The 25,428-nt window shown below is 68.1% G+C and carries 19 protein-coding genes and 1 tRNA gene; 6 read left to right on the top strand and 14 right to left on the bottom strand.

Going from position 1 to position 25,428, the window contains the following annotated elements; all coding sequences use genetic code 11:
- Positions 1-180 precede the first annotated feature (180 nt).
- The 3 genes from ptsP to J2Y49_RS01220 are packed head-to-tail and all read right to left on the bottom strand — an operon-like array spanning position 181 to position 4,876.
- On the bottom strand, positions 181-2,499 hold the full coding sequence (gene ptsP / locus J2Y49_RS01230) for a phosphoenolpyruvate--protein phosphotransferase (protein ID WP_409017767.1): 2,319 nt from the start codon (positions 2,497-2,499) through the stop codon (positions 181-183).
- A gap of 2 nt (positions 2,500-2,501) precedes the next feature.
- Complete coding sequence (locus J2Y49_RS01225) at positions 2,502-3,587, bottom strand: nitronate monooxygenase (protein WP_310111182.1); 1,086 nt, start codon at positions 3,585-3,587, stop codon at positions 2,502-2,504.
- A gap of 53 nt (positions 3,588-3,640) precedes the next feature.
- Positions 3,641-4,876 carry an aspartate kinase gene (locus J2Y49_RS01220; RefSeq protein WP_310111178.1) on the bottom strand — a complete coding sequence of 412 codons (1,236 nt, stop codon included), beginning with the start codon at positions 4,874-4,876 and terminating at the stop codon, positions 3,641-3,643.
- A 169-nt stretch (positions 4,877-5,045) separates the two neighbouring features.
- Here J2Y49_RS01220 and ubiG point away from each other — a divergent pair, with 169 nt between their 5' ends.
- A complete protein-coding gene (gene ubiG / locus J2Y49_RS01215; RefSeq protein WP_310111175.1) occupies positions 5,046-5,840 on the top strand; it encodes a bifunctional 2-polyprenyl-6-hydroxyphenol methylase/3-demethylubiquinol 3-O-methyltransferase UbiG in 795 nt (264 codons plus the stop codon).
- A 447-nt stretch (positions 5,841-6,287) separates the two neighbouring features.
- Here the strand turns inward: ubiG and J2Y49_RS01210 are convergent, their stop codons facing one another.
- From J2Y49_RS01210 to J2Y49_RS01165, 10 genes are all read right to left on the bottom strand, one after another.
- Positions 6,288-6,833 (bottom strand): Uma2 family endonuclease, encoded by a 546-nt coding sequence (locus tag J2Y49_RS01210; protein ID WP_310111172.1) that lies wholly within the window; start codon positions 6,831-6,833, stop codon positions 6,288-6,290.
- 152 nt (positions 6,834-6,985) lie between these two features.
- Positions 6,986-7,444, bottom strand: a complete 459-nt coding sequence (ptsN, locus tag J2Y49_RS01205) for a PTS IIA-like nitrogen regulatory protein PtsN (RefSeq protein ID WP_014249030.1) — start codon at positions 7,442-7,444, stop codon at positions 6,986-6,988.
- 34 nt (positions 7,445-7,478) lie between these two features.
- Positions 7,479-8,069, bottom strand: a complete 591-nt coding sequence (hpf, locus tag J2Y49_RS01200; RefSeq protein WP_014249031.1) for a ribosome hibernation-promoting factor, HPF/YfiA family — start codon at positions 8,067-8,069, stop codon at positions 7,479-7,481.
- Between the two features lie 138 nt (positions 8,070-8,207).
- Complete coding sequence (gene rpoN / locus J2Y49_RS01195; protein WP_310111166.1) at positions 8,208-9,824, bottom strand: RNA polymerase factor sigma-54; 1,617 nt, start codon at positions 9,822-9,824, stop codon at positions 8,208-8,210.
- Between the two features lie 33 nt (positions 9,825-9,857).
- Positions 9,858-10,640 carry an LPS export ABC transporter ATP-binding protein gene (gene lptB, locus J2Y49_RS01190; protein WP_409017796.1) on the bottom strand — a complete coding sequence of 261 codons (783 nt, stop codon included), beginning with the start codon at positions 10,638-10,640 and terminating at the stop codon, positions 9,858-9,860.
- A 5-nt stretch (positions 10,641-10,645) separates the two neighbouring features.
- Complete coding sequence (locus J2Y49_RS01185; protein WP_310111163.1) at positions 10,646-11,515, bottom strand: LptA/OstA family protein; 870 nt, start codon at positions 11,513-11,515, stop codon at positions 10,646-10,648.
- Entirely contained in the window at positions 11,512-12,258 is a 747-nt protein-coding gene (gene lptC / locus J2Y49_RS01180; RefSeq protein ID WP_310111161.1) for an LPS export ABC transporter periplasmic protein LptC, read from the bottom strand. Before lptC ends, J2Y49_RS01185 begins: the two co-directional genes overlap by 4 nt.
- Before the next feature lie 52 nt (positions 12,259-12,310).
- Positions 12,311-13,351 (bottom strand): SIS domain-containing protein, encoded by a 1,041-nt coding sequence (locus J2Y49_RS01175; RefSeq protein WP_409017766.1) that lies wholly within the window; start codon positions 13,349-13,351, stop codon positions 12,311-12,313.
- Between the two features lie 328 nt (positions 13,352-13,679).
- On the bottom strand, positions 13,680-14,306 hold the full coding sequence (locus J2Y49_RS01170; RefSeq protein ID WP_149223856.1) for a ribonuclease D: 627 nt from the start codon (positions 14,304-14,306) through the stop codon (positions 13,680-13,682).
- A 120-nt stretch (positions 14,307-14,426) separates the two neighbouring features.
- A tRNA-Leu gene (locus tag J2Y49_RS01165) sits at positions 14,427-14,513 on the bottom strand.
- Between the two features lie 291 nt (positions 14,514-14,804).
- Between J2Y49_RS01165 and J2Y49_RS01160 the strand changes: the two genes are divergently transcribed.
- The 3 genes from J2Y49_RS01160 (at position 14,805) to J2Y49_RS01150 (ending at position 17,931) form a co-directional block, all read left to right on the top strand.
- Positions 14,805-15,776, top strand: coding sequence for a complex I NDUFA9 subunit family protein (locus J2Y49_RS01160; protein WP_310111152.1), 972 nt, complete (start codon positions 14,805-14,807; stop codon positions 15,774-15,776).
- A gap of 73 nt (positions 15,777-15,849) precedes the next feature.
- A complete protein-coding gene (locus tag J2Y49_RS01155; protein WP_310111150.1) occupies positions 15,850-16,632 on the top strand; it encodes a sulfite exporter TauE/SafE family protein in 783 nt (260 codons plus the stop codon).
- Between the two features lie 111 nt (positions 16,633-16,743).
- Complete coding sequence (locus J2Y49_RS01150) at positions 16,744-17,931, top strand: MFS transporter (protein ID WP_310111149.1); 1,188 nt, start codon at positions 16,744-16,746, stop codon at positions 17,929-17,931.
- Positions 17,932-17,934: 3 nt separating this feature from the next.
- Here the strand turns inward: J2Y49_RS01150 and J2Y49_RS01145 are convergent, their stop codons facing one another.
- Positions 17,935-18,735 (bottom strand): undecaprenyl-diphosphate phosphatase, encoded by an 801-nt coding sequence (locus J2Y49_RS01145; RefSeq protein WP_310111147.1) that lies wholly within the window; start codon positions 18,733-18,735, stop codon positions 17,935-17,937.
- 387 nt (positions 18,736-19,122) lie between these two features.
- Here J2Y49_RS01145 and J2Y49_RS01140 point away from each other — a divergent pair, with 387 nt between their 5' ends.
- Both J2Y49_RS01140 and gltB read left to right on the top strand, forming a co-directional pair.
- Positions 19,123-20,571 (top strand): NAD(P)-dependent oxidoreductase, encoded by a 1,449-nt coding sequence (locus J2Y49_RS01140; RefSeq protein ID WP_310111146.1) that lies wholly within the window; start codon positions 19,123-19,125, stop codon positions 20,569-20,571.
- Positions 20,572-20,841: 270 nt separating this feature from the next.
- Positions 20,842-25,389 (top strand): glutamate synthase large subunit, encoded by a 4,548-nt coding sequence (gltB, locus tag J2Y49_RS01135; protein ID WP_310111144.1) that lies wholly within the window; start codon positions 20,842-20,844, stop codon positions 25,387-25,389.
- Positions 25,390-25,428 lie beyond the last annotated feature (39 nt).

The following is a 25,428-nucleotide window of genomic DNA, read 5'->3' as shown; positions in this document are numbered from 1 at the left end:
CATCTGCTCGCAACTAGCGCGCACGCCGAAAGTCATGCGCAACCGGGGCATCCGTGCGGATGCAACAAGCGGAATGGGTACGACATGCCGCCCCCGCGGCGCAACCGCAATGACCGCGGGTCGGGGGCTGCGGGTCGTGACAAGTGGCCTGGGGAGTGGCCTGGGGGCGAAGTTGCCCCCTCAGATCAGAACCCCGTGATCCTTGGCGAAGGTCTTCAGCTTGTCGCGCAGGCTGTGGTCGGCCCCGGTGTAGAGCCCGCTCATGTACTGCCGCAGCGCCCCGACGTCCATCGAGCGCAGCATGGTCTTCACCGGACCGACCGACGGCGGCGACATCGACAGGGTGCGGAAGCCGACGCCGATCAGCGCCATGGCGTCCAGCGGCCGGCCGGCCATCTCGCCGCAGATGCTCAGCGACACCTTGTGCTTGGCGCATTCGTCCACCAGCCGCCGCAGCACGCACAGCATCGATGGCGACAGCGGGTCGTAGCGGGTGGAGGTGCGCGGGTTGCCACGGTCGGCGGCGAACAGATACTGGGTGAGGTCGTTGGAGCCGACCGACAGGAAATCCAGCCGCGGCAACAGCGCCGGAAGTTGCCACAACAGCGACGGCACCTCGATCATCGTGCCGACACGCAGGCTGCCGGGCGGGTCGATGCCCTGGGCGGCCAGCCGCTTCAACTCCAGGTCCAGCAGGCGGCGGACGCCGTCGAACTCCGCCACCTCGGCGATCATCGGGAACATCACCGACAGCGGCCGGCCGGCGGCGGCCAGCAGCAGCGCGCGCAGTTGCTGGCGCAGCAGCGACGGGTGGTCCAGTCCGATTCGCACCGCGCGCCAGCCCAGCGCCGGGTTCTCCTCCTCGCCGCCGGTCATGTAGGGCAGCATCTTGTCGCCGCCGACATCCAGCGTGCGGAAGACGATCGGCCTGTCGCCGACCTCGTCCAGGATGCGGGAATAGAGGTCGGTCTGCGCCTTCACGTCGGGATATGACGCACGGACCATGAAGGGGATTTCGGTGCGGTAGAGCCCGACCCCCTCGGCGCCGCTGGCGGTCAAATGCGGCAGGTCGATCAGAAGGCCGCAGTTCAGCTGAATGGAGATCGGCACCCCGTCGCGCGTCACCGAGGGCAGGTTGCGGATCTCCGCATACATCTGCTCCTTGCGGTGCTGCAACGCGACCGCCTCGGCGAAGGCCATCTGGATGTCTTCGGCCGGGCGGATGAAGACCTGCCCATGGTCACCGTCGACGATCAGCTGGTCCAGCGGCTCGATCCGGTTCAGCGCGTCGGCCGCCTGCACCACCGGGATGTTCAGCGCGCGGGCGACGATGCAGACATGGCTGGCCGGGGATCCTTCCTCCAGCAGCAGACCGCGCAGCCGGGTGCGGTCGTAATCCAGCAGTTCCGCCGGCCCCATGGAGCGGGCGACCAGGATCATGTCGTCGGGCAGGGTGGCCCCGTCGGTGCCGCTGGTCTTGCCGGCCAGATGTTGCAGCAACCTGTTGGTCAGGTCCTCGAAATCCATCAACCGTTCCCGGATGTAGGGATCGGTCAGGTGGCTCATGCGGGCGCGGGTGTCGTTCTGCACCTGCTGCACCGCGGCCTCGGCGGTCAGGCCGACGCGGATGGCCTCGCGGATGCGCGACAGCCAGCCGCGGTCCTCGGCGAACATCCGGTAGGTCTCCAGGATGTCGCGCGGTTCGCTGAGACCCGCCAGCGACGCCGCTTCCAGCAGGTCGTCGATGGCGCTGTGCATGGTCTGCAGCGCGGTGTTGAAGCGCTCCAGCTCGGCGTCGGCGTCCTCCGCCACCATCTGGCGGACGGTCAGCTGCGGCCGGTGGATGACGGCCAGCCCCATGGCCAGCCCGGCGCTCATCGCCGTGCCGGACAGGCGGGCGGGCAGCAGAACGGGATCGCCGGTGGTGGTGACCTCCACCGGGTTGACCAGTTCGCTCTGGGCCACCAGCTCGGCGACGACCATGGCGATGGTCTGGAGGGTTTCCACCTCCTCCTCGACATAGCGGCGGCGGTCCTTGTGCTGGATCACCAGCACGCCGCGCACCTTGCTGCCGCGCAGGATCGGCACGCCGGCCAGCGACTGGAACGGGTCCTCCCCCGTTTCCGGGCGATAGGCGAAGCTGGGATGGGAGGGGGCGTTGTCCAGCGCCACCGGGCGGGCATGGCCGGCGATGTAGCCGACGATGCCCTCGCCCACCCGCAGGCGGGTGTTGTGGACGGCGGTCTTGTTCAGGCCTTCGGTGGAGAACAGCTCCAGCACCTCGCCGGCCCGCATGATGTAGCAGGAGCAGACGTCGGCCTTCATCTCCGCCGCGATCAGCGTGACGATCTTGTCCAGCCGGTCCTGCCCCGACCCCGACCCGGCCATGATGTCGCGCAGCCGGGCGAGCAGCCGGCGCGACGAGGTGCCGTCGAAGCGGGGATGCATTCCCCCGCCCATACCGCCGTCACCGGCTGCCGTGTCGAGGGTGTCGGTCATCGCTACAGCGCTCCCACCGTCGGCTCCGCCATCAGGTCTAACGATGCCGCATCCATCGCCCGCCGTGCCAGCGCCGATTCGGCCTGGGCGATCAATTCGGCGAGGATGTCGGCCACCGGTTGTTCGCGGGTGACAAGCCCGACGCTCTGCCCGGCCATGAGGGAGCCGTTCTCCACGTCGCCCTCGATGACCGCGCGGCGCAGCGCGCCGGCCCAGAAATGCTCGATCTCCAGCATGCCTTCGTCGCGGCTCATGATGCCGGAATCGACCTTGACGATGATGTCGCGCTGGAATTCCATGAAGCGCTTCGACGCCTCGTTCGCCAGCGCCCGCACCGGGATGACAGGGAAGCGCGGGTCGATCTGCACCGACGGCTGGGCGTCGCGGGCGGATGCGCGGATGAAGGCCTGCTTGAAATTGGGATGGGCCACGCATTCGGTGGCGCAGACGAAGCGGGTGCCGACCTGCACGCCTGCCGCCCCCAGTTCCAGATAGGAGAGGATCGTCTCGCCCCGGCCGATGCCGCCGGCGACGAACACCGGCACCTCGCGCAGGTCGGGCAGGATTTCCTGGGCCAGCACGGTGGTGGAGACCGGGCCGATATGGCCGCCGGCCTCGGTTCCCTCGATCACCAGCGCGTCGGCGCCCTGCTTCACCAGCCGGCGGCCGGCCCCCAGCGTGGGGGCGAAGGCCATCGCCCTGGCCCCGCCGTCCTTGATGCGGCGCAGGGTGGCGCCGGTCGGCAGGCCGCCGGCGACGACCACATGGCCGACGCCCTGCTCGCGGCAGACGTCGATCAGCTGGTCCAGCGCCGGGTGCATGTTGATGACGTTGACGCCGAACGGCTTGTCGGTCAGCGCACGGGTGCCGGCGATCTCCACCGCCAGCTGGTCCGGGGCCATCGAGCCGCAGGCCAGCACGCCGAAACCGCCAGCATTGGAAATGGCGGAGACCAAGTGCCGTTCCGACACCCAGCTCATGGCTCCGCCCATCACGGCGGTGCGGGTGCCGAGGAAGTCCCGGCCCCGCTGCCAGAGCCGATCGAGCCGGGCCGATGCTGCCGCCGCGTATGATGTGGCGTCGGTCATGGCCGGCCCTTTCCTGCTGTTGCGGTCCCCGGCACCCGGGTCCCCACCTGCACTCAGGCGGCGTCCAGGCCGTAGGCGGTGTGCAGGGCGCGCAACGCCAGCTCCGCATACTCCTCGGCGATCAGGACCGAAATCTTGATCTCCGAAGTCGAGATGACCTGGATGTTGATGCCCTTGTCGGCCAGCGCCTTGAACATGCGCTGGGCGACGCCGGCGTGGCTGCGCATGCCGACACCGATGACCGACACCTTGACCACGTTGGCATCGGAAACGATGCGCTTGTAGTTCAGGGTGGACTGCGCGTCCTCCAGCACCTTCACGCCGCGGGCCAGATCGGCCTTGCCGACGGTGAAGGTCATGTCGGTGGACTTGCCGTCTTCCGACACGTTCTGGACGATCATGTCGACGTTGACGGCGTTGTCGGTCAGCGGACCGAAGATGGCGGCGGCGACGCCCGGCTGGTCGGCGACGCCCACCAGGGTGATCTTCGCCTCGTCGCGGCTGTAGGCGATGCCGCTAACAACTTCCTTTTCCACGATCTCGTCCTCGTCAACAACCAGGGTTCCGGGAAGCGAGCTGCCCGCCGCCGCTTCGAAGCTGGACAGCACCTGCACGCGCACGCGATGGTTCATCGCCATCTCGACAGAGCGGGTCTGAAGCACCTTGGCCCCCTGCGAGGCCATCTCCAGCATTTCCTCGTAGGTGATCTTGTCGAGCTTGCGCGCCTTGGCGACGATGCGCGGGTCGGTGGTGTAGACACCGTCCACGTCGGTGTAGATGTCGCAACGGTCGGCCTTCACCGCCGCCGCCAGCGCCACCGCCGAGGTGTCGGAACCGCCGCGGCCCAGCGTGGTGATGCGCCCCTCGTTCGACACGCCCTGGAAGCCCGCGACCACGGCGACTTCGCCGGTCTGCAGGGACTTTTCCATCTCGCTGGTGTCGATGGAGACGATGCGCGCCTTGCCGTGCGTGTCGTCGGTGCGGATCGGAATCTGCCAGCCCGCCCAGGAGCGGGCGGGAATGCCGAGCGACTGCAGGGCGACGGCCAGGAGACCGGAGGTCACCTGCTCGCCGCTGGCGACGACGGCGTCGTATTCGCGCGCGTCATGCAGCTTGTCGATGTCGTTGCAATATTTGACGAGCTGGTTGGTCACGCCGGACATCGCCGACACGACGACGGCGACCTGATGCCCCGCCTTCACCTCTTGCTCGACCTTCCGGGCCACGTTCTTGATGCGGTCGATGTCGCCGACCGACGTGCCTCCGAACTTCAGGACGATCCGCGCCATACCTCACACCATGTCTGGCCGCCCGGTCATGACATCTGGATCATGCGGGTCGGCGGAGCGCACCCCCGCTCCACCGTTGCCGGCGCGGGGCGGCGTATCCATACTCCGTCAGTGGAAGCGAGGCAAGTTGCCCGCACCCGTCCCGCCACCCTGTTTACGGATTTTCACCATGACCGCCTCATCCTCCGCCTTCCCGCATGCGTCCGCAACCGCTCCGGCGGGTGGAGTTGGGGGTGGAACCGTGGACCCGGAGGATGTCGCCCGCTTCTCCGCCATCGCCGCCGAGTGGTGGGACCCGACTGGCAAGTTCAAGCCGCTGCACCGTCTGAACCCGCTGCGCCTGACCTACATCCGCGACAGCGTCTGCAAGCGGCTGGGCCGCGACCCGCTGGTGCCCAATCCGCTGGCGGGCCTGCGCGTGGTCGACATCGGCTGCGGCGGCGGCCTGCTGGCCGAACCGATCGCGCGGATGGGCGCCAGCGTGGTCGGCGTCGATGCGTCGGAGAAGAACATCAAGACCGCCGCCACCCATGCCGCCGAGACCGGCACGACCGTCGACTACCGCGCCACCACCGCCGAGGCTCTCGCCGCCAGCGGCGAAAAGTTCGACGTGGTGCTGGCGATGGAGGTGATCGAGCATGTCGCCAACGTGAACCTGTTCGTGAAGTCGCTGGCCGACCTGCTGGCCCCCGGTGGCGTCCTGTTCCTGGCGACGCTGAACCGCACGCCGAAATCCTTCGCGCTGGCCATCGTCGGGGCGGAGTACATCCTGCGCTGGCTGCCGCGCGGCACCCACAACTGGCGCCAGTTCCTGCGCCCGTCCGAACTGAACGCCGCCGTACGCACGTACGGGCTGAGCGTACGAGACCTGACCGGCATCACGTACAACCCGCTGAGCGACGAGTTCCGCCTGAACGCGCGCGACCTGGACGTGAACTACATGGGCTGGGCGGAGCGGGGTTGAGGGAGAAATGCGGCCGGAGCTGCGGCCGGAACCTCACCGCCTCGGCCGTCATTCCCGCGAAGGTGGGAATCCAGCCGTCTCAGCCGCTTGATTGCGGAGCCTGCTGGATCCCCGCCTTCGCGCTATGGAATGCACACATCTCGCATCTGCGAAAGAACAGCAGCCTCCGGTAGCGATTAGCACTTCTCCCCGCAAGGGGCGGGATCGGCCAAACGCCAACGGCGTTTTGCCGACCCGCGGGTTGGGATGAGGGGTGCGACCGGCTGGAAGCCGGTGGAAATTAGATACACGACCCCTCACCCCAACCCCTCTCCCGCAAGGGGCGAGGGGCTTTCCTCGACGCCAAGCTGCATGCTTTTCCGCAAGCGCGAGATCTGTGCATCCCGTAGCGCCTTCGCGGGGATGACGGCCGAAGAGAGTGCGGCTTTACAAAGCACGGCCTCGCTTTCAGTCCTCGTACACCGCCTCCAGAGGAATGGTCAGGTCCAACGCGGCCAGCATGACCGGACCCTCGCGCACCATATCGACCGTCCAGCCGGCTCCGTCACGGCGATACACCTCGACCTGACGTTCGGTCTGCGAGACCAGGACGATTTCGCGCAAAGACGGGATTTTCTGGTAGTTGGTCCGCTTCTCCCGCCGGTCGATGGCCTCGGTGCTGTCGGACAGCACCTCCACCACCAGGACCGGATCCTTGACGACATAGGGATCGTCGCCGCCGCCGGCACAGGTCGCCACGAGGTCGGGATAGTAGAAGGCGTTCGCCGCCTCGACCCGGACCTTCACGTCATTGGCGCAAGCCTGGCAACCGCGGGCGCGGGCGGCCTGCCGCAGGGCGACGAACAGGTTGCCGACGATGGTCGCATGCCGGCGGCTCGCCCCGACCATGGCGAAGATCTCGCCGTCGACATACTCATGGCGCACTTCGGCCGTCCGCTCGGCGGCGAGATAGTCCTGCGGCGTAATCCACGGCTTGCGCGATATGCCCGCCATGGCCTTGGCCCCCGTCGGTCGTGTCGGCTTGCCGGCATTGTACCAGCCCACCCGGCCCCACACCACTTGGTGCATCCGGCCCGAAAGAAAAAGGGCCGCGCACAGCCCGTGCAACGGCCCTTTCAGCATCCTGTTCCCGCACTGGCGGTCCGTCAGTTGGACGGGCTCGGCTCGTGCTGGGTGAGGAGCGCGTACATCGCGTCGCCGGATTGGGCGCCGCGCAGCTTTTCGCACATGGACTGGTCCCGCAGAAGGCGCGAGACGCGGGCCAGAGCCTTCAGATGGTCGGCTCCCGCCTGTTCCGGGGCGAGGAGGAGGAAGATCAGATCGACCGGCTGCTCATCGATCGCGTCGAAATCGATGGGCCGCTCCAAGCGGGCGAAGACGCCATGGACGCGGTCCAGGCTGGATAGCTTGCCGTGCGGGATGGCAATGCCATGGCCCACGCCGGTCGTGCCCAGCCTTTCGCGCTCCAGAAGCACGTCGAAGATCGCCCGCTCGTGCTGACCGGTCAGCTCGGACGCTTTGCGCGCCATCTCCTGCAGGGCCTGCTTCTTGTTGCTGGCCTTCAGGTTCGGGAGGATGGCGTGCGGAGAGATGAGGTCGAGCATGACGCTTCTTGACCAGGGGGACGGGTCGGCGCCGTCAGGCGCCGGCCTTCTCCGCCGGATCGACCCAGCCAATGTTACCGTCGGCGCGGCGATAGACCATGTTCAGGCGGCCATGCGCACCGTTGTGGAACATCAGGGCCGGGGCCTGCGCCAGTTCCAGGCGCATCACCGCCTCGCTGACCGACAGGGTGGCGATGCTCGTCTCCATCTCCGCCACGACCATCGGCTGGTGGGCGCCGTCGGCAACCGTCTCGACCTCGTCATGCTGCTCGTCGGCATCGGCCTCCAGCACGCGGTAGTTCGCGGGCATGGCGGCGCCGTTCTCGGCCGCGTGGTGGTCGCGCAGGCGGCGCTTGTAACGGCGCAGGCGCTTGGCCAGCTTTTCGCAGGCGATGTCGAAGGCCGGATACGGCTCGGTGGCGTCACCGGCGCTCTGCAGCATGATGCCGCGGCCCACATGGGCCTGGATGTCGGCCTTGTAGAGGTGCGCGTCCTTGGTCAGGATCACGGTCGCTTCGATCGGCTTGTCGAAGTACTTGCCGACGACGGCGCTCAGGCTATCGGCCACATGGGTGCGCAGAGCGTCGCCCACGTCGAGCTGCTTGCCTTTGACGGTGAGTTGCATGGTGGAACGTTTCCAAAAAATTGGTCCGCTGGGGACGGTGTAGAGACGACGTGTGGAGATGCGGTCCACCGCGTGCGGGCCGGGACGATAGGCAAGGGCTATCGGACTGTCAATCGAGCCCTCCCCCGCCCGACCTGCCTACATGCGTGACATCTTGGCACGGCGTCGCTGCACCGATGACGGTATTTTCATCGCTTCACGATACTTCGCGACAGTCCTTCGTGCAATGTCGATCCCTTCGGCACGGAGAATCTCCACCAGTTTGTCGTCCGACAGCACGTCGTCCGGCTTCTCGGCGTCGATCATCGTCTTGATGCGGTGCCGAACCGCTTCCGCGGAATGGGCAGCCTGGCCGTCCGCACCCTGGATGGCGGAGGTGAAGAAGTATTTCAGCTCGAAGACGCCGCGCGGAGTCGCCATGAACTTGTTGGTGGTGACGCGGCTGACGGTACTCTCATGCATGCCGATGGCCTCGGCGATGTCGCGCAGGATCAGCGGCCGCAGGTGCGAGACGCCATGGATGAAGAAGGCGTCCTGCTGGCGGATGATCTCGCTCGCCACCTTCAGGATGGTGGTGGCGCGCTGGTGCAGCGACTTGACCAGCCAGTTCGCCGACTGGAACCGCTCGGAGAGATATTCCTTGTCGGCCTTGGATTTGGCGCTGTCGGAGATGCGGGCGAAATAGCGGTGGTTGACCAGCACCCGCGGCAGCGTGTCCGGGTTCAGGTCGATCAGCCAGCCGCCGCCGGGGTTGGCGCGCATCAGGATATCGGGGGTGACCAGCTGGGCCGGGGTGTGGTCGAAGGCCAGCGCCGGCTTCGGGTTCAGCTTGCGGATGTCGACGACCATGTCGGCGACATCCTCGGCATCGACGCCGCAGACCTTCATGATGGCCGGCAGGTTGCGTGCGGCCAGAAGCTCCAGATTGTCGAGCAGCGCCGCCATCGCCGGGTCCAGCCGGTTCTTCTCGCGCAGCTGGATGGCGAGGCATTCCTTCAGCGACCGGGCGAAGATGCCGGGCGGGTCGAAGCGCTGGCAGGCGGCCAGAACCCGCTCCACCCGGTCCACCCCGCAGCCCAGCTGCTCGGCCAGTGCCTGGGCGTCGAAGCCGACCAGCCAGCCGGCCTCGTCCAGCATGTCGATCAGGGCCAGCCCGATCAGCTGGTCGCCGAGATCGGGCAGGTCGATCTTCAGCTGTTCGGTCAGATGGTCGCGCAGATTCTTTTCGCTGGTCAGCGTCGCTTCGAGGTTGCTGTCGTCGTCGTCGAAGCCGCTGCGGCCGCCGCGCTCGCCGTAGGAGCCGTAGACCTCGCTGCCGCCGTCCGAGCCGTCGGAAAAGCGGTCGTCGCCGTAGACATTCTCGAAATCAGTGTCGAGCGGCGCCTCGGACGAAGAGGCCAACGTGTCGGAGGACGTCATCTCCACCGTGTCGCGGGTGCGCCCGTCGCTTGGGGCCAGTCCGGGACCGTCGTCGCGGCCGTTCAGCCCGTCGATGCTGAGGCCGTTCGCCTCCATGCCGCCGGGACCGTCCAGCCCGCCGGGCGCCTCGCCGCCGGCCCCATCGCCCACAGGGTCGCTGCCGCCGTCGCTGGGGCCGCTGTCGCGCTCCAGCAGAGGGTTCTGCTCGATCTCGCGGTCGACGAAGTCCGACAGTTCGATGTTCGACAGCTGCAGCAGCTTGATCGCCTGCTGCAGCTGCGGCGTCATCACCAGTGTCTGGGCTTGTCGAAGGTCGAGACGTTGAGCAAGCGCCATGGCTGTGGAACCGGGACCAGTGGAAACGGAGGGCTACAGACTGAACCGGTCGCCGAGATAGACCCGGCGCACGCCCTCGTGCGCCACGATCTCGTCCGGTTGTCCCTCCATTAGTACCACACCATCGTGCAAAATATATGCCCGATCGACGAGGTCGAGCGTTTCACGCACGTTGTGGTCGGTGATCAGCACGCCGATGCCGCGGTCGCGCAGATGCCCGACCAGTTCGCGGATGTCGTTCACCGCGATGGGGTCGATGCCGGCCAGCGGCTCGTCCAGCAGGATGAAGTGCGGCTGTCCGGCCAGGGCGCGGGCGATCTCAACACGCCGCCGCTCGCCGCCCGACAGCGCCAGCGCAGGCGAGCGGCGCAGATGGGTGACCGAGAATTCGGCCAGCAGTTCGTCCAGCATCGCCTCGCGCGCGTCGCGGTCGCTCTCCACCACCTCCAGCACGGAGCGGATGTTGTTCTCCACCGTCATGCCGCGGAAGATCGAGGCTTCCTGCGGCAGATAGCCGATGCCGAGCCGGGCGCGCCGGTACATCGGCAGCGCGGTGATGTCCTGGCCGTCCAGCGTGATCGTGCCGGAATCGGCGGCGATCAGGCCGGTGATCATGTAGAAGCAGGTGGTCTTGCCGGCGCCGTTGGGGCCGAGCAGCCCCACCGCCTCGCCGCGCTGGACGCTGATCGAGACGTCGCGCACCACCGGCCGCTTCTTGAACGACTTGCCGAGATGCTGCGCCACCAGCCCCTCGGTCGGGGCGGCGGCTGCGGAAATGCTGCCGGCGGGAGCGGCGCCGGGTCCGTTGGCGGTCAGCACGGTCACGGCTTCTTGCCTGCCGCGCCGGGCTGGTCGCCGGCCTTCTCGGCGGGAATCAGCAGACCGCTGACCCGGCCGCCGGCATCGCGGCCGGCAATGACGCGGTTGATCTTGGTGTTCATGTTCATCTCGGCGGCTTCGCCGTTCAGCTGGTTGTCGCCGCGGGTGATCCGGACATTGCCGATCAGCACCGCGACATTGTCGGCCACCGAATAGACCAGCTTGTCGGACAGCGCCACATCGCTGGGCGTGGTGACGATGACGCTGCCGGAGCCGTCGATCCGCTCCATCTGGGTGGTGCCGTCCGGCAGCTTCTTCAGCCGGCCGATCAGCACGTCGGCACGCAGCCGGTCGGTGCCGCGCACCGCCACTGCGTCGCCGCGCGCCACCGTCAGCTCGCGCGCCTCGTAATATTCCAGGCTGTCGCGGGCGGTGATCACGTCCTTGGTGGTGACCAGCCTCAGATCCTTGCCGGTGACGACGGCGACCTGCTTGTCGACGTCATAGACGCCATGGTCGCCGAACACCTGCTGGGTCGGGCTGACGATGCGGACATTGCCGTCGGCCACCAGCTGGAACACCTCGTTCCCCTTGCCGGGCACCTCGCGGTAATAGGCGGTCAGCACGTCGGCGAAGACGGTCGAGTCGTTGCGCTTGGCCGAGGCGTTGCCGCGCGCCACATAGGCGCGCACGTCCTGGTGCCATTCGATCGCCTGGTCGGCGTTGATCTCGACCGGCTGCTTGCCGCCCATGCCGGGCAGGCCCTGGGCCATGGCGGGAGCGGCGAGCAGCAGCCCCGCGGCCAGCGCCGCGGCGGCCGGAATCGCCGAGAGGGAGAAGACGGTTCTGGACGGCGACCGTTTGGACGTCACGGCTTCTTGCTCCCGGGGCGTTCGGCGGCCTGGACCTCGGCCTTCGACTGGTTGAGGAAGACGACATTCTTGCCGCGGTCCGTCATGCGGAAGCCCTTGGCGTTGATCTCGCCCTGCGGGCCCTGGCCGGCCACCGCCTGGTCGCCCCAGGCGTTGCCCTTGCGGATGTCGGCCTCGGCCTCGCTGGTGGTGAACTCGTTGCCGTCGTCGCGCAGGACATGGACGTTGCCCCGCATCAGCAGGATGCCGGTGACCTGGTTGTACCAGCCCTTGTCGGACCGCATGGTCACCCAGGTGCCGGTGCTCTCGGTCATCTCAGCCTGCGGGTCGTCCAGCAGGACGATGTCGGGCTGGTCGGTCGATTTGTCGGCCTTGGCCGCCACCAGCGAGAAGGGCTGGTTGTGTTCGTCCAGGCTGAAGTAGCGCGGCTTCAGCATCTCGCTCTGCCCGGCATCGGCGGAGATGCGCGGGGTCGGCGGACTGTTCAGCGACGGCCAGGCGGCCAGCAGCGCCATCATCGCCAGCGCAGCCGCCGGAAGCGCGAATTTCAGGGCCGAGACGAAACGGCTGTGGAACCGGCTGACCGGACGGGTGTCGCGCCGCCGGTGCGCGCGCAGCACGGCCGGCGGCTCCGCCGGGCCATGGGCAGGAGCGGACGCGCGGCGGTCCTGCCCGGCTGCAGACGGTGCTGCAGGCGGGGCGGTTCCGGTGCGGTCGGGGCTGCGCAGGTCGTCCAGGCTCAACTCTCTGTCCCTCCGGCTCGGCGCTTGGCTTCCATAATGGACAAGAACGCGGTCAGGCGGCACCTGCGCGCAGGCAATCGTGGATGTGCACGATGCCCAGCGGCCGGTCGTCCTCGATCACGAACAGGGTGGTGATCTTCTTCTCGTTCATCTCCCGCAGCGCCTCGACGATCAACGCCTTCGGGCGGATGGTCTTTGGCCGCGGCGACATGATGCTGTCGGCGCGCTCTGCCAGAAGCTCCGGCGTCAGATGACGGCGCACGTCGCCGTCGGTGATGATTCCGACCAGCGCACCAGCCTCGTCGGTCACCCCGACGCAGCCGAGCCGCTTGGCCGTCATCTCGAAGATGACGTCGGACAGCGGCGAGTCAAGGCGGCACAGGGGCAAATCATCCCCCCTGTGCATGATGTCCGTCACCTTCAGCAGGGCGCGGCCCAGCTGTCCGCCGGGGTGGAACTCGCGGAAATCGGCGGCGGAGAAGCCGCGCCGCTCCAGCAGCGCCACCGCGATCGCGTCGCCCAGCGCCAGCATCATGGTGGTGGAGGTGGTGGGCGCCAGACCCAGCGGGCAGGCCTCCGGCACCGGCGGCAGGATCAGCGCCACGTCCGACTGCTCGGCCAGCGAGGAGGCGGCCCGGCGCGTCATGCCGATCAGCGGGATGCCGAAACGGCGGGTGAAGGCGATGATGTCCGCCAGCTCGTGCGTCTCGCCCGAATTGGACAGCGCCACCACGGCGTCGTTCTTCGCGATCATGCCGAGGTCGCCGTGGCTCGCCTCGCCCGGATGGACGAAGAAGGCCGGCGTGCCGGTGGAAGCCATGGTCGCGGCGATCTTGCGGGCGACATGGCCCGACTTGCCCATGCCGGTGACGACCACGCGGCCTTCGATGCCGTGCAGCAGGTCGAGCGCCCGCAGGAAGGCGCCGTCGAGGCTGTCCGCCAGCGCCACCAGCGCATCGGCCTCCGTCCGCAGGACGCGGGTGGCGCAGGCGAGGTCGCGGTTCTCCACGGCGCTCGACTCCGTCGAGGCGGCGGAGCCGCCGGACAGGTTGGCGGTCAGGCTGGACGTGATAACGCTGGTCAAGGCTGTCATGCCTTCCATTCAAAAGGCCCGATAGGCAGGCCGTTCACAAACACGCGCCCGCCCGGAGGGCTCCCGGCAGGCGCGTCAAGCAGTATGCCCACCCCCGGACGCCGGGTCAAATCCACGGCCGGTCAGGGGAGGCGAGCAGCCCGAGCTTTCCTGCTTGGAAAGCCCCTCTCCCCTTGCGGGAGAGGGGTTGGGGTGAGGGGTGCTGTCCGGCCTGCAAGGGCGGAAGCAGACTTCTGGCCGGCTTTTGCCGGCGCCACCCTCACCCCAACCCCTCTCCCATCGAGGGAGAGGGGCTTCACCCCCCTTCAAGCTCCGACAAAGTCTGCGATCAGTGCGCCAGAATGTCCGGGGTTTCCCAGCCGCCGAGGTCCAGTTCGCCGCGGGCCGGCAGGAAGTCGAAGCAGGCCTGGGCCAGATGGGTGCGCCCCTCGCGCGCCAGCATGACGTCCAGCTTCGCCTTCAGGTCATGGAGGTGCAGCACGTCCGATGCCGCATACTTCATCTGGTCGGTGGTCAGCTCGGGCGCGCCCCAGTCGGAGGACTGCTGCTGCTTGGAGATTTCCACCCCCAGCAGGTCCTTGCACAGATCCTTCAGGCCATGGCGGTCGGTGAAGGTGCGGACCAGCTTGGAGGCCACCTTGGTGCAATAGACCGGCCGGCAGTCGACGCCCAGATAGGCCTTCATCACCGCCACGTCGAAGCGGGCGAAGTGGAACAGCTTGGTCACGCCGGGATCGGTCAGCAGGCGCTTCAGGTTCGGCGCCTCGTACTGGCCCGGACGGAACTGCACCAGATGGACGGCACCGTCGCCGGCCGACAGCTGCACGAGGCAGAGGCGGTCGCGGTGGGGGTTCAGCCCCATGGTCTCGGTGTCGATGGCAACGCAGTTGTCGCGGGCGCCGGCGGCGAGGTCGAGGCCGTCGGGGAGGTCGCCGTCATGAAGGTCGATGGGCATGGTCGCTTCCCGGGTGGTCAGGCCCCCGGCCACGGACCCTAGAAACGACGAACGCCGCTCTGCACTGCCTCCCTCTCGATCGAAGGAGCTGTGCATGCGGCGCAGCCGGGTAGAAAGAAATGGTGCCCAGGAGAAGACTCGAACTTCCACGACATTTCTGCCACAGGTACCTGAAACCTGCGCGTCTACCAATTCCGCCACCTGGGCTCGGTGCTCGGTGTGTGGGCGGTTGTTTAATGATCCGGCCGAGGGGCGTCAACAGCTTTTTTCCGACCCCTTCATTTTTTTGTCGCATCGCGGGTTTTCGTCGCGCGGCCGGTCGCCGCGGCAATGCAGTCCCTAGATTGGCGGCGGCCCATTCGCTATAAGCATGCCCGCAGTTCCAGCAGTCCTCATGGCGACACACAGTCGGACGACGCGCGGGGGCGCGCGGCAACGGCGGGAGAACCGCCGCGTGAAAGCCCCGGTTACGGCGCGCAACGACACGGGAGACGGTCGATGTCCTATCGCACTCAGGTTATCACGGTGTTCGGCGGTTCGGGCTTCATCGGCCGCCACCTGATCCGGCGCCTCGCCAAGTCCGGCGCCCTCATCCGCATCGCCACCCGCAATCCGGGCAAGGCCACGTTCCTGAAGACGGCCGGCGCCGTCGGCCAGATCGTCCCCTTCGCCACCGACTGCACCAAGGACGAGTCGGTCGCCCGCGCCGTGCAGGGCGCGGACGTCGTCATCAACCTGCTGGGCGTGCTGTACGAGCGCGGGAGCCAGAGCTTCCAGGGCGTGCATGTCGATGCCGCGGCCCGCATCGCCCGTCTGGCCGCCGCCAGCGGCGTCAACCGGCTGATCCAGATTTCGGCCATCGGCGCCGACGCCAATTCCCCCTCCTCCTACGCCCGGTCCAAGGCGGCCGGCGAACAGGCGGTGCTGTCCGCCTTCCCGGCGGCGACGATCCTGCGCCCCAGCATCGTCTTCGGCCCGGAGGACAACTTCTTCAACAAGTTCGCCGCGATGGCGCAGAAGGCCCCTGCCCTGCCGCTGATCGGCGGCGGCAAGACCCGCTTCCAGCCGGTCTATGTCGGCAATCTGGCCGACGCCGTCGTCGCCGCGCTGGCGAACGACGGCAGCCGCGGCAAGACCTATGAGCTGGGCGGTCCGCGCGTCTACAGCTTCCGCGAATTGCTGGAGCTGACGCAGAAGGACATCCTGCGCCACCGCCCGCTGGTGACGGTCCCCTGGAACATCGCCGAATCGCTGGCCGGCCTCCTGGAGAAGATCCCGGTGCTGGCCCCGGCGCTGACCCGCGATCAGGTTGCCTTGCTGAGGCGCGACAACGTCGTCTCTCCGGACGCGCTCGGCTTCAAGGATCTGGGCATCACCGAGCTCGCCACCTGCGAGGTGATCCTGCCGACCTACCTGTCGCGCTTCATCGTCGGCGGCAAGTACAACAGCCTGACCGGCAACGCGCACTAAGCGGCGGGACCGGTTCCGTGACTGCCGAAAGCCCCGGCCCCCGCGCCGGGGCTTTCGCATTGGAGCTTTCGTGGTGACGAGGCTGCGTGCGCTTGCCTCCTTCGCCGGCGGCGCCGTCATCGGCACGCTGGGCGGCCTGATCGGGCTGGGCGGGGCCGAGTTCCGGCTTCCCCTGCTGGTCGGCGCCTTCCGCTTCGCCGTGCTCGACGCCGTCATCCTGAACAAGGCGATGAGCCTCGTCGTCGTCGCCGCCGCCCTTCCCTTCCGGGCCGGAGCGGTCCCCCTCGGCCTCGTCGCCGCCAACGGGACGGTGATCCTCAACCTGCTGGCCGGCAGCCTGCTGGGCGCCTGGATCGGGGCGGGCTGGGCGATGCGGATGGACGCTGCCCGGCTGCACCGGGTGATCGCCCTGCTTCTCATACTGATCGCCGGCACCCTGCTGTTCGGCCACGGTGCCGCAGGCGGCGGACCGCCGTTGGACGGGCTGGCGCTGGTCGCCGCCGGGACCGCCGCCGGTTTCGCCATCGGCGTGGTCGCCTCCATCCTGGGCGTGGCCGGCGGCGAGTTGCTGATCCCGACGCTGGTCCTGCTATTCGGCGTCGACGTCAAGCTGGCGGGCAGCCTGTCCCTGGCGATCAGCCTGCCGACCATGATCGCCGGCTTCTCCCGCTACGCCCGCGACCGCAGCCTGTCGGTGCTGGCCCGCAACCGCGGGTTCGTGCTGCTGATGGCGGCGGGATCGGCGGCCGGCGCCTTCATCGGCGGCCGGCTGCTGGGCGTCGTGCCGGAGTCGGTCCTGCTGCCGGTCCTGTCGGCGATCCTGCTGCTGTCCGCCGCCAAGATGTGGCGGCACTGAGAGCTTCCGCAGGGTTCCGCCCGGTTGCGGCATGGCACGCCTGCCCCTTCCCTGCTTGATTTCCCCGCTGGCCGCCGTCATGTCGGCAGTTCAACAGAGACGGGACGGGTGATGACAGGGGCAGAGGATATCCGCGGCGGCGCGGGCCGGGTGGTGGAGCAGGCCGCCGCCGCGCGCTGGGCGACCGTCACCGCCTTTTTCCTGAACGGCACCGTCTTCGGCGTCTGGGCGACCCAGATCCCGTTGCTGAAGAACCGGCTCGACCTCAGCCCCGCCGTGCTGGGGGTGGCGCTGCTCTGCCTTGCCGTCGGCGCACTGACCGCGATGATCGCCAGCGGTCCGCTGTTGGGACGGCTGGGCAGCGCCCCCGTGACGCGGGTGACCGCCCTGCTGTTCGCCGCGTTCCTGCCCCTGCCGGCACTTGTGCCCGACGTGGTGACGCTGTGCATCGTGCTGGCGCTGTTCGGCGCATCCGGCGGCACCATGGACGTCGCCATGAACGCGCAGGGCGCGCTGGTGGAGCGGCGGCTCGGCCGGCCGATCATGTCCTCGCTGCACGGGATGTGGAGTCTCGGCGGGCTGGCGGGCGCCGGCTTGGGCGGGCTGCTGCTGCCGCTGATGGCGCCGGCGGCGCAGGCCGCGCTGGTGTCGGTCGGGCTGGTCGCGCTGTTCCTCGCGCTGCAGGGCCGTTTCCTGCCCGACCGCAACGCCTCGACCGGCGGGCTGGTCCTGCCCGACCGCAAGACGCTGCTGCTCGGCCTGCTCGCCGCCCTGTCCTTCATGAGCGAGGGCGCCATCCTGGATTGGAGCGCCATCCATCTGCGCGACGATCTCGGCGCCCCGGCCTCGCTCGCCGGCATGGGGTTCGGCGTGTTCTGCGCCGCCATGGCGGCGGGACGCTTCAGCGGCGACCGGCTGCGCCACCGCTTCGGCGGGGCGACGCTGATGAGCGGCGGCGGGCTGCTGGCCGCGGCCGGACTGGGGCTCGTCCTGGCGGCCGGTGTGGTGGCGGATGGATCGCCGCTGCTGGCGATGGCCGGGTTCGGGCTGACCGGGATCGGGCTGTCGAACATCGTCCCGGTGCTGTTCAGCACGGCGGGCGCGGTGGACAGCGGCCACGCCGACCATGCCGTCGCCGCGGTGTCGACCATGGGCTACACCGGCGTGCTTGCCGGTCCGCCGCTGGTCGGCTTCATCGCCCAGGCGACCAGCCTCGCCACCGCCTTCGCGCTGATCGCCGTGCTCGCCCTGTTCGTGGCCATCGCCGCGGCGCGGGCGGTGCCGCGGCAGCCGGTATGACGCTTAGAGATACAGGAAGGCCAGCATGCCGGTGCCGATGGCGATGCGGTACCAGCCGAAGGGGGTGAAGCCGTAGCGGCCGACGAAGTCGACCAGCGTCTTCACCACCAAGGCGGCGGCGATGAAGGCGGTGACGAAGCCGACCAGGATCAGCAGGCCGCTGTCCAGGTTCATCACCGACCAGTTCTTGTAGAGGTCGTAGGCGGTGGCGCCGGCCATCGTCGGCACCGCGAGGAAGAAGGAGAACTCGGCCGCCGCCTTGCGGTCGACGCCCATCAGCAGGGCGCCCAGGATGCTGGCCCCCGACCGCGACACGCCCGGCACCAGCGCCAGGCACTGGCAGAAGCCGATCTTCAGCGCCAGCGGGGCGGAGAAATTCTCGATCTTGTGATAGCGGGCGACCGGGATCAGCCGCTCCACCAGCAGGATGGCGACACCGCCCAGGATCAGGGCGATGCTGACCACCGTCGGGTTGAACAGCAGCGTCTTGATGACGCCGTGCAGGGCGGCGCCCAGCACCATCGCCGGCAGGAAGCCGATCAGCACCGCCATCACGAAGCGCCGCGCGCCGGGATCGTCCTTCAGCCCTGTGGCGACATGCCACAGCCGCTGGAAATAGACCACGCAGATCGCGAGAATGGCGCCGAGCTGGATCACCACCTCGAACACCTTGCCGGGCGGACCCTGGAAGCCCAGCAGTTCGTCCAGCATGATGAGGTGACCGGTCGAGGAGACGGGCAGGAACTCGGTCAGCCCCTCCACCAGCCCCATCAGGGTGGCGTCCAGATATTGATCGATCATCATCGTGGCACGGAGCCTTCGGCACGGTTGGATGTTGCGGTGCTTATAGCAGGCGGTGCCGGTGCTTGGCGACGGCGAGGGGTCGGTACCCCTATTTGCGAGATAGTCTCATTTATGGACTAATTTTCTGTCTCGTTTTTGTGACGCTATGCCGCACCGCTCACGCATTCCAGCCTTGCGGGGGAAAAGGTCAACAAAACGGACCTATCGGTTCTTTTGTGCTTCCGCCGCTCCCGCGCATGCGTTATATGACGAGCGTCCGCCACTTTGCGGACGTTCGATTTCAACCCAGCCGGTCGGTGTAGGCCAACGCCGCAGCCCCCGGTCAGGCCCAGCAAGGCGATGCCTCCGCAGCAGACGACGGGGCCGCGAAGCGAAGGAGCAGACGTCATGGCGAACCAGAAAATGTTGGGCTTCGTGCACACCGCGCAGAAGATGCCCGACAAGCGGTCTGCCGCCGACCGTCGCCAGGACTTCGCCGAGATCTACGCCCGCTTCAGCGACGAGCGCGCCGGCGAGCAGGCCAACCGCTGCTCGCAGTGCGGCGTTCCCTTCTGCCAGGTGCATTGCCCGGTCTCCAACAACATCCCCGACTGGCTGAAGCTGACCGCCGAGGGTCGCCTTGAGGAGGCCTACGAGGTCTCCCAGGCCACCAACAACTTCCCCGAAATCTGCGGCCGCATCTGCCCGCAGGACCGCCTGTGCGAGGGCAACTGCGTCATCGAGCAGTCGACCCACGGCGCCGTCACCATCGGCTCGGTCGAGAAGTACATCAACGACACCGCCTGGGAGAACGGCTGGGTCAAGCCGCGCAAGCCGGCCCGCGAGCTGGGCCTGTCGGTCGGCGTGATCGGCGCCGGCCCGGCCGGCCTCGCCGCCGCCGAGGAGCTGCGCGCCAAGGGCTACGAGGTCCATGTCTACGACCGCTACGACCGCATGGGCGGCCTGCTGGTCTACGGCATCCCCGGCTTCAAGCTGGAGAAGGACGTCGTCGCCCGCCGCGTCCAGCGTCTGGCCGATGCCGGCGTCATCTTCCATTCCAACTTCGAGGTCGGCCGCGACGCCTCGCTGGCCGAGCTGCGTGAGCGTCATGTGACGATCCTGGTCGCCACCGGCGTCTACAAGGCCCGCGACATCGAGGCCCCCGGCGCCGGCCTGAAGAACATCGTTCCGGCGCTGGAATACCTCACCACCTCCAACCGCGTCGGCCTGGGCGACTCCGTCGAGGCTTATGAGAACGGTTCGCTGAACGCCGCCGGCAAGAAGGTGGTGGTGCTCGGCGGCGGCGACACCGCGATGGACTGTGTGCGCACGGCGATCCGCCAGGGCGCGACCTCCGTCAAGTGCCTGTACCGCCGCGACCGCAAGAACATGCCGGGCTCGCAGCGCGAAGTGGCACATGCCGAGGAAGAGGGCGTCGAGTTCGTCTGGCAGGCCGCTCCCGAGGCCTTCACCGGCAACGATGTCGTCACCGGCGTCCGCGCCGTCCGCATCCATCTGGGCGTCGCCGACGCCACCGGCCGCCAGACCCCGCAGGTGATCGAGGGCTCCGAGTTCACCGAGCCGGCCGACCTCGTCATCAAGGCTCTGGGCTTCGAGCCGGAGGATCTGCCGGGCATGTTCGGTTCGCCGGACCTGACCGTCACCCGCTGGGGCACGCTGCTGGTCGACCACCGCACCAAGATGACCAGCCTGGATGGCGTCTTCGCCGCCGGCGACATCGTCCGCGGCGCCTCGCTGGTGGTGTGGGCCATCCGCGACGGCCGCGACGCCGCCGAGGCGATGCACGCCTACGCCCAGACCGTCGGCGCGCCCAAGCTGGCCGTGGCCGCCGAGTAAAGCTTCCTTTCCACCGCTTCACCCGTGCCCCCACCCCTACCCTCCCCCGCTCTCGGCGGACCTAGGGTCCGCCTGCCGCGTCAGCACAAAGCAAGGCTTTGTGCGAGAGCTGGGCGGGGGAGGGAGTTTGGGGCGGAGCAGCGGCAGTCCCCTCCCCCGCCCAGCGGGGGAGGGTTAGGGTGGGGGCACCGCCTCCAAGACCTTGTCTACCCCAGGGGGCCATCCCTTCTGCCCCCCAGGTCAACGTCCAGACTGTGAAAGGGTCGTTCCATGACCACCGAGTTGAACCAGGGTGAGCAGTTCGTCGCCGATTTCCGCGCCAACGCCGCGGCGCTGACCACTGCGCACGCCTACAATCCGGCCGACGAGCACGACGCCTGCGGCGTCGGCTTCATCGCCGCGATCGACGGCAAGCCCCGCCGTTCGGTGGTCGAGAAAGGCATCGAGGCCCTGAAGGCGGTCTGGCACCGCGGCGCGGTGGACGCCGACGGCAAGACCGGCGACGGCGCCGGCATCCATGTCCAGGTGCCGCAGAAGTTCTTCAAGGACCACGTCAAGATCATCGGCCACATCCCGCCGGAGAACAATCTGGCGGTCGGTCAGGTCTTCCTGCCGCGCATCAGCCTGGACGCCCAGGAAGCCTGCCGCTGCATCGTCGAGACCGAGATCCTGGCCTTCGGCTACTACATCTACGGCTGGCGTCAGGTGCCGATCAACGTCGACATCATCGGCGAGAAGGCCAACGCGACCCGGCCCGAGATCGAGCAGATCATCATCGGCAACAGCAAGGGCGTGTCGGACGAGCAGTTCGAACTCGACCTCTACATAATCCGCCGCCGGATCGAGAAGGCGGTGCATGGCGAGCAGATCAACGACTTCTACATCTGCTCGCTGTCGGCGCGCTCGATCATCTACAAGGGCATGTTCCTGGCCGAACAGCTGTCCACCTTCTACCCGGACCTGACCGACGACCGTTTCGAGTCGTCCTTCGCCATCTACCACCAGCGCTATTCGACCAACACCTTCCCGACCTGGCCGCTGGCCCAGCCCTTCCGCATGCTCGCCCACAACGGCGAGATCAACACGCTGAAGGGCAACGTCAACTGGATGAAGGCGCACGAGACCCGGATGGAGCATCCGGTGTTCGGCACCCACATGGCGGACCTGAAGCCGGTGATCGGCGTCGGCCTGTCGGATTCGGGCGCGCTCGACACCGTGTTCGAGGTGATGGTCCGCGCCGGCCGCAGCGCGCCGATGGTCAAGATGATGCTGGTGCCGCAGGCGCTGACCAGCTCGCAGACCACGCCGGACAACCACAAGGCCCTGATCGCCTACTGCAATTCGGTGATGGAGCCGTGGGACGGCCCGGCCGCGCTTGCCATGACCGACGGCCGCTGGGTGGTCGGCGGCATGGACCGCAACGGCCTGCGCCCGATGCGCTACACCATCACCACCGACGGCCTGATCATCGGCGGGTCCGAGACCGGCATGGTCAAGATCGAAGAGAACCAGGTGGTCGAGAAGGGCCGCCTCGGCCCGGGCGAGATGATCGCCGTCGACCTCCAGGCCGGCAAGCTGTTCAACGACCGTGAGCTGAAGGACCATCTGGCCACCCAGAAGCCCTGGGGCCAGTGGGTCAAGAACACCACGCATCTGGACGAGCTGGTCAAGTCCGCCGCGCTGAAGGGCGAGGCGTCGGAGATGGAGAAGGAGGAGCTGCGCCGTCGCCAGATGGCCTTCGGCCTCGCCATGGAAGACATGGAGCTGATCCTCCACCCGATGGCGGAGGACGGCAAGGAAGCCGTCGGCTCGATGGGCGACGACAGCCCCATCGCCGTGCTGTCCGACAAGTACCGCGGCCTGCACCACTTCTTCCGCCAAAACTTCTCCCAGGTCACCAATCCGCCCATCGACTCGCTTCGCGAGCGCCGGGTGATGAGCCTGAAGACGCGGCTGGGCAACCTCGGCAACATCCTGGACGAGGATGAGAGCCAGACCCGGTTGCTGCAACTCGACAGCCCGGTGCTGACCACCGCCGAATTCCGCGCCATGCGCGCCTATATGGGCGAGACGGCGGCGGAGATCGACGCGACCTTCCCGGTGAATGCCGGTCCGGACGCGCTGCGCGATGCGCTCCGCCGCATCCGCCAGGAGGCGGAGGACGCCGTGCGCGGCGGTGCCAACCACGTCATCCTGACCGACGAGGCGATGGGCCCGGCCCGTGCCGCCATCCCGGCGATCCTGGCGACCGGTGCGGTGCACACCCACCTGATCCGCTCCAACCTGCGCACCTTCACCTCGCTGAACCTGCGCACGGCGGAATGCCTGGACACCCATTACTTCGCGGTGCTGATCGGCGTCGGCGCCACCACCGTCAATGCCTATCTGGCGCAGGAAGCGGTGGCCGAGCGCCAGCGCCGCGGCCTGCTCGGCTCGCTGTCGCTGGAAAAGGCGATGACGAACTACAAGAAGGCCATCGACGACGGCCTGCTGAAGATCATGTCCAAGATGGGCATCTCGGTCATCAGCAGCTACCGCGGCGGCGGCAACTTCGAGGCCATCGGCCTCAGCCGCGCCCTGGTCGCCGAGCATTTCCCGGCGATGGTCAGCCGCATCTCCGGCATCGGCCTGAACGGCATCCAGAAGAAGGTTCTGGAGCAGCACGCGCTGGCCTATGCCGGCGAAGCGCTGCCGCTGCCGGTCGGCGGCTTCTACCGCTTCCGCAAGTCGGGCGACCGCCATGGCTGGGAGGGTGGGATCATCCACACCCTGCAGCAGGCCGTCACCAACGACAGCTACACCACCTTCAAGAAGTATTCGGAGCAGGTGAACAAGCGGCCGCCGATGCAGCTGCGCGACCTGCTGGAGTTCCGCACCACCAAGGCCGCCGTTCCGGTGGACGAGGTGGAAAGCATCACCTCCATCCGCAAGCGCTTCATCACGCCGGGCATGTCGATGGGCGCCCTGTCGCCCGAGGCGCACGGCACGCTGAACGTCGCCATGAACCGCATCGGCGCCAAGTCCGACTCGGGCGAGGGCGGCGAGGATCCGGCGCGCTTCCGTCCCGACAAGAACGGCGACAACTGGAACTCCGCCATCAAGCAGGTGGCGTCGGGCCGCTTCGGCGTCACCGCCGAGTACCTGAACCAGTGCCGCGAGCTGGAGATCAAGGTCGCCCAGGGCGCCAAGCCCGGCGAGGGCGGCCAGCTGCCCGGCTTCAAGGTGACGGAGATGATCGCACGGCTGCGTCACTCGACGCCGGGCGTCATGCTGATCAGCCCGCCGCCGCACCACGACATCTACTCGATCGAGGATCTGGCCCAGCTCATCTATGACCTGAAGCAGATCAACCCGGACGCCAAGGTCACGGTGAAGCTGGTCAGCCGGTCGGGCATCGGCACCATCGCCGCCGGCGTGGCGAAGGCCAACGCCGACATCATCCTGATCTCCGGCAACTCCGGCGGCACCGGCGCCAGCCCGCAGACCTCGATCAAGTTCGCCGGCCTGCCCTGGGAGATGGGCCTGTCGGAGGTGCATCAGGTCCTGACGCTGAACAAGCTGCGCCACCGCGTGCGGCTGCGCACCGACGGCGGCCTGAAGACCGGCCGCGACATCGTCATCGCCGCCATGCTGGGCGCGGAAGAGTTCGGCATCGGCACCGCCAGCCTGATCGCCATGGGCTGCATCATGGTCCGGCAGTGCCATTCCAACACCTGCCCGGTCGGCGTCTGCGTCCAGGACGAGAAGCTGCGCGAGAAGTTCGTCGGCACGCCGGAGAAGGTCGTCAACCTCTTCACCTTCCTGGCCGAAGAGGTCCGCGAGATCCTCGCCAAGCTGGGCTTCCGCTCGCTGACCGAGGTGATCGGCCGCACCGACCTGCTGCACCAGGTCAGCCGCGGCGGCGCCCATCTCGACGACCTCGACCTCAACCCGCTGCTGGCTCAGGTCGATCCGGGCGAAAACGCGCGCTACTGCACGCTGCAGGGCCGCAACGAGGTGCCGGACACGCTGGACGCCCGCATCGTCGCCGATGCCCGCCCGCTGTTCGAGGAAGGCGAGAAGATGCAGCTCGCCTACAACGCCCGCAACACGCAGCGCGCCATCGGCACGCGGCTGTCCTCGATGGTGACGCGGAAGTTCGGGATGTTCGGGCTGCAGCCCGGCCACATCACCGTCCGCCTGCGCGGCACCGCCGGCCAGTCGCTGGGCGCCTTCGCGGTCCAGGGCATCAAGCTGGAGGTGATGGGCGACGCCAACGACTATGTCGGCAAGGGCCTGTCGGGCGGCACCATCGTCGTCCGTCCGGCGACCAGCAGCCCGCTGGAGTCGAACAAGAACACCATCATCGGCAACACGGTGCTGTACGGCGCCACCGCCGGCAAGCTGTTCGCCGCCGGTCAGGCGGGCGAGCGGTTCGCGGTGCGCAACTCCGGCGCCACCGTGGTGGTGGAGGGCTGCGGCTCCAACGGCTGCGAGTACATGACGGGCGGCACGGCGGTCATCCTGGGCAAGGTCGGCGACAACTTCGCCGCCGGCATGACCGGGGGCATGGCCTACCTGTACGACCCGGAGGACTCGCTGCCGCTGCACATCAACGAGGAAAGCGTCATCTTCCAGCGGATCGAGGTGCCCCATTACGAGGCCCAGCTCCGCGCCCTGATCGAGGAGCATGTCGCCGAGACGCAGAGCCGTTTCGCCGCCGAGATCCTCAACGACTGGCAGCGCGAGCTCGGCCACTTCTGGCAGGTGGTCCCGAAGGAGATGCTGCACCGTCTGGCCGTGCCGGTGACCCTGCCGCGCGCCATCCCGGCGGAGTAAAGCTGCCCTCTCTTCACCCTCTCCCACAAGGAGCGGAGC

Source organism: Azospirillum sp. BE72 (genome assembly GCF_031455875.1).
Taxonomy (GTDB): Bacteria; Pseudomonadota; Alphaproteobacteria; order Azospirillales; family Azospirillaceae; genus Azospirillum.
The sequence above is the reverse complement of the archived record's forward strand: the minus strand, read 5'-3'. Positions and strand labels throughout refer to the sequence as shown.

Excerpts from the sequence above, each read along its gene's own strand:
- gltB (WP_310111144.1), top strand. The coding sequence starts at position 20,842 with ATGACCACCGAGTTGAACCAGGGTGAGCAGTTCGTCGCCGATTTCCGC.
- J2Y49_RS01145 (WP_310111147.1), bottom strand. The coding sequence starts at position 18,735 with ATGATGATCGATCAATATCTGGACGCCACCCTGATGGGGCTGGTGGAG.
- ubiG (WP_310111175.1), top strand. The coding sequence starts at position 5,046 with ATGACCGCCTCATCCTCCGCCTTCCCGCATGCGTCCGCAACCGCTCCG.
- J2Y49_RS01150 (WP_310111149.1), top strand. The coding sequence starts at position 16,744 with ATGACAGGGGCAGAGGATATCCGCGGCGGCGCGGGCCGGGTGGTGGAG.
- J2Y49_RS01140 (WP_310111146.1), top strand. The coding sequence starts at position 19,123 with ATGGCGAACCAGAAAATGTTGGGCTTCGTGCACACCGCGCAGAAGATG.
- J2Y49_RS01175 (WP_409017766.1), bottom strand. The coding sequence starts at position 13,351 with ATGACAGCCTTGACCAGCGTTATCACGTCCAGCCTGACCGCCAACCTG.
- J2Y49_RS01220 (WP_310111178.1), bottom strand. The coding sequence starts at position 4,876 with ATGGCGCGGATCGTCCTGAAGTTCGGAGGCACGTCGGTCGGCGACATC.
- J2Y49_RS01210 (WP_310111172.1), bottom strand. The coding sequence starts at position 6,833 with ATGGCGGGCATATCGCGCAAGCCGTGGATTACGCCGCAGGACTATCTC.
- J2Y49_RS01225 (WP_310111182.1), bottom strand. The coding sequence starts at position 3,587 with ATGACCGACGCCACATCATACGCGGCGGCAGCATCGGCCCGGCTCGAT.
- ptsN (WP_014249030.1), bottom strand. The coding sequence starts at position 7,444 with ATGCTCGACCTCATCTCTCCGCACGCCATCCTCCCGAACCTGAAGGCC.
- rpoN (WP_310111166.1), bottom strand. The coding sequence starts at position 9,824 with ATGGCGCTTGCTCAACGTCTCGACCTTCGACAAGCCCAGACACTGGTG.
- J2Y49_RS01170 (WP_149223856.1), bottom strand. The coding sequence starts at position 14,306 with ATGCCCATCGACCTTCATGACGGCGACCTCCCCGACGGCCTCGACCTC.
- ptsP (WP_409017767.1), bottom strand. The coding sequence starts at position 2,499 with ATGACCGACACCCTCGACACGGCAGCCGGTGACGGCGGTATGGGCGGG.
- J2Y49_RS01160 (WP_310111152.1), top strand. The coding sequence starts at position 14,805 with ATGTCCTATCGCACTCAGGTTATCACGGTGTTCGGCGGTTCGGGCTTC.
- hpf (WP_014249031.1), bottom strand. The coding sequence starts at position 8,069 with ATGCAACTCACCGTCAAAGGCAAGCAGCTCGACGTGGGCGACGCTCTG.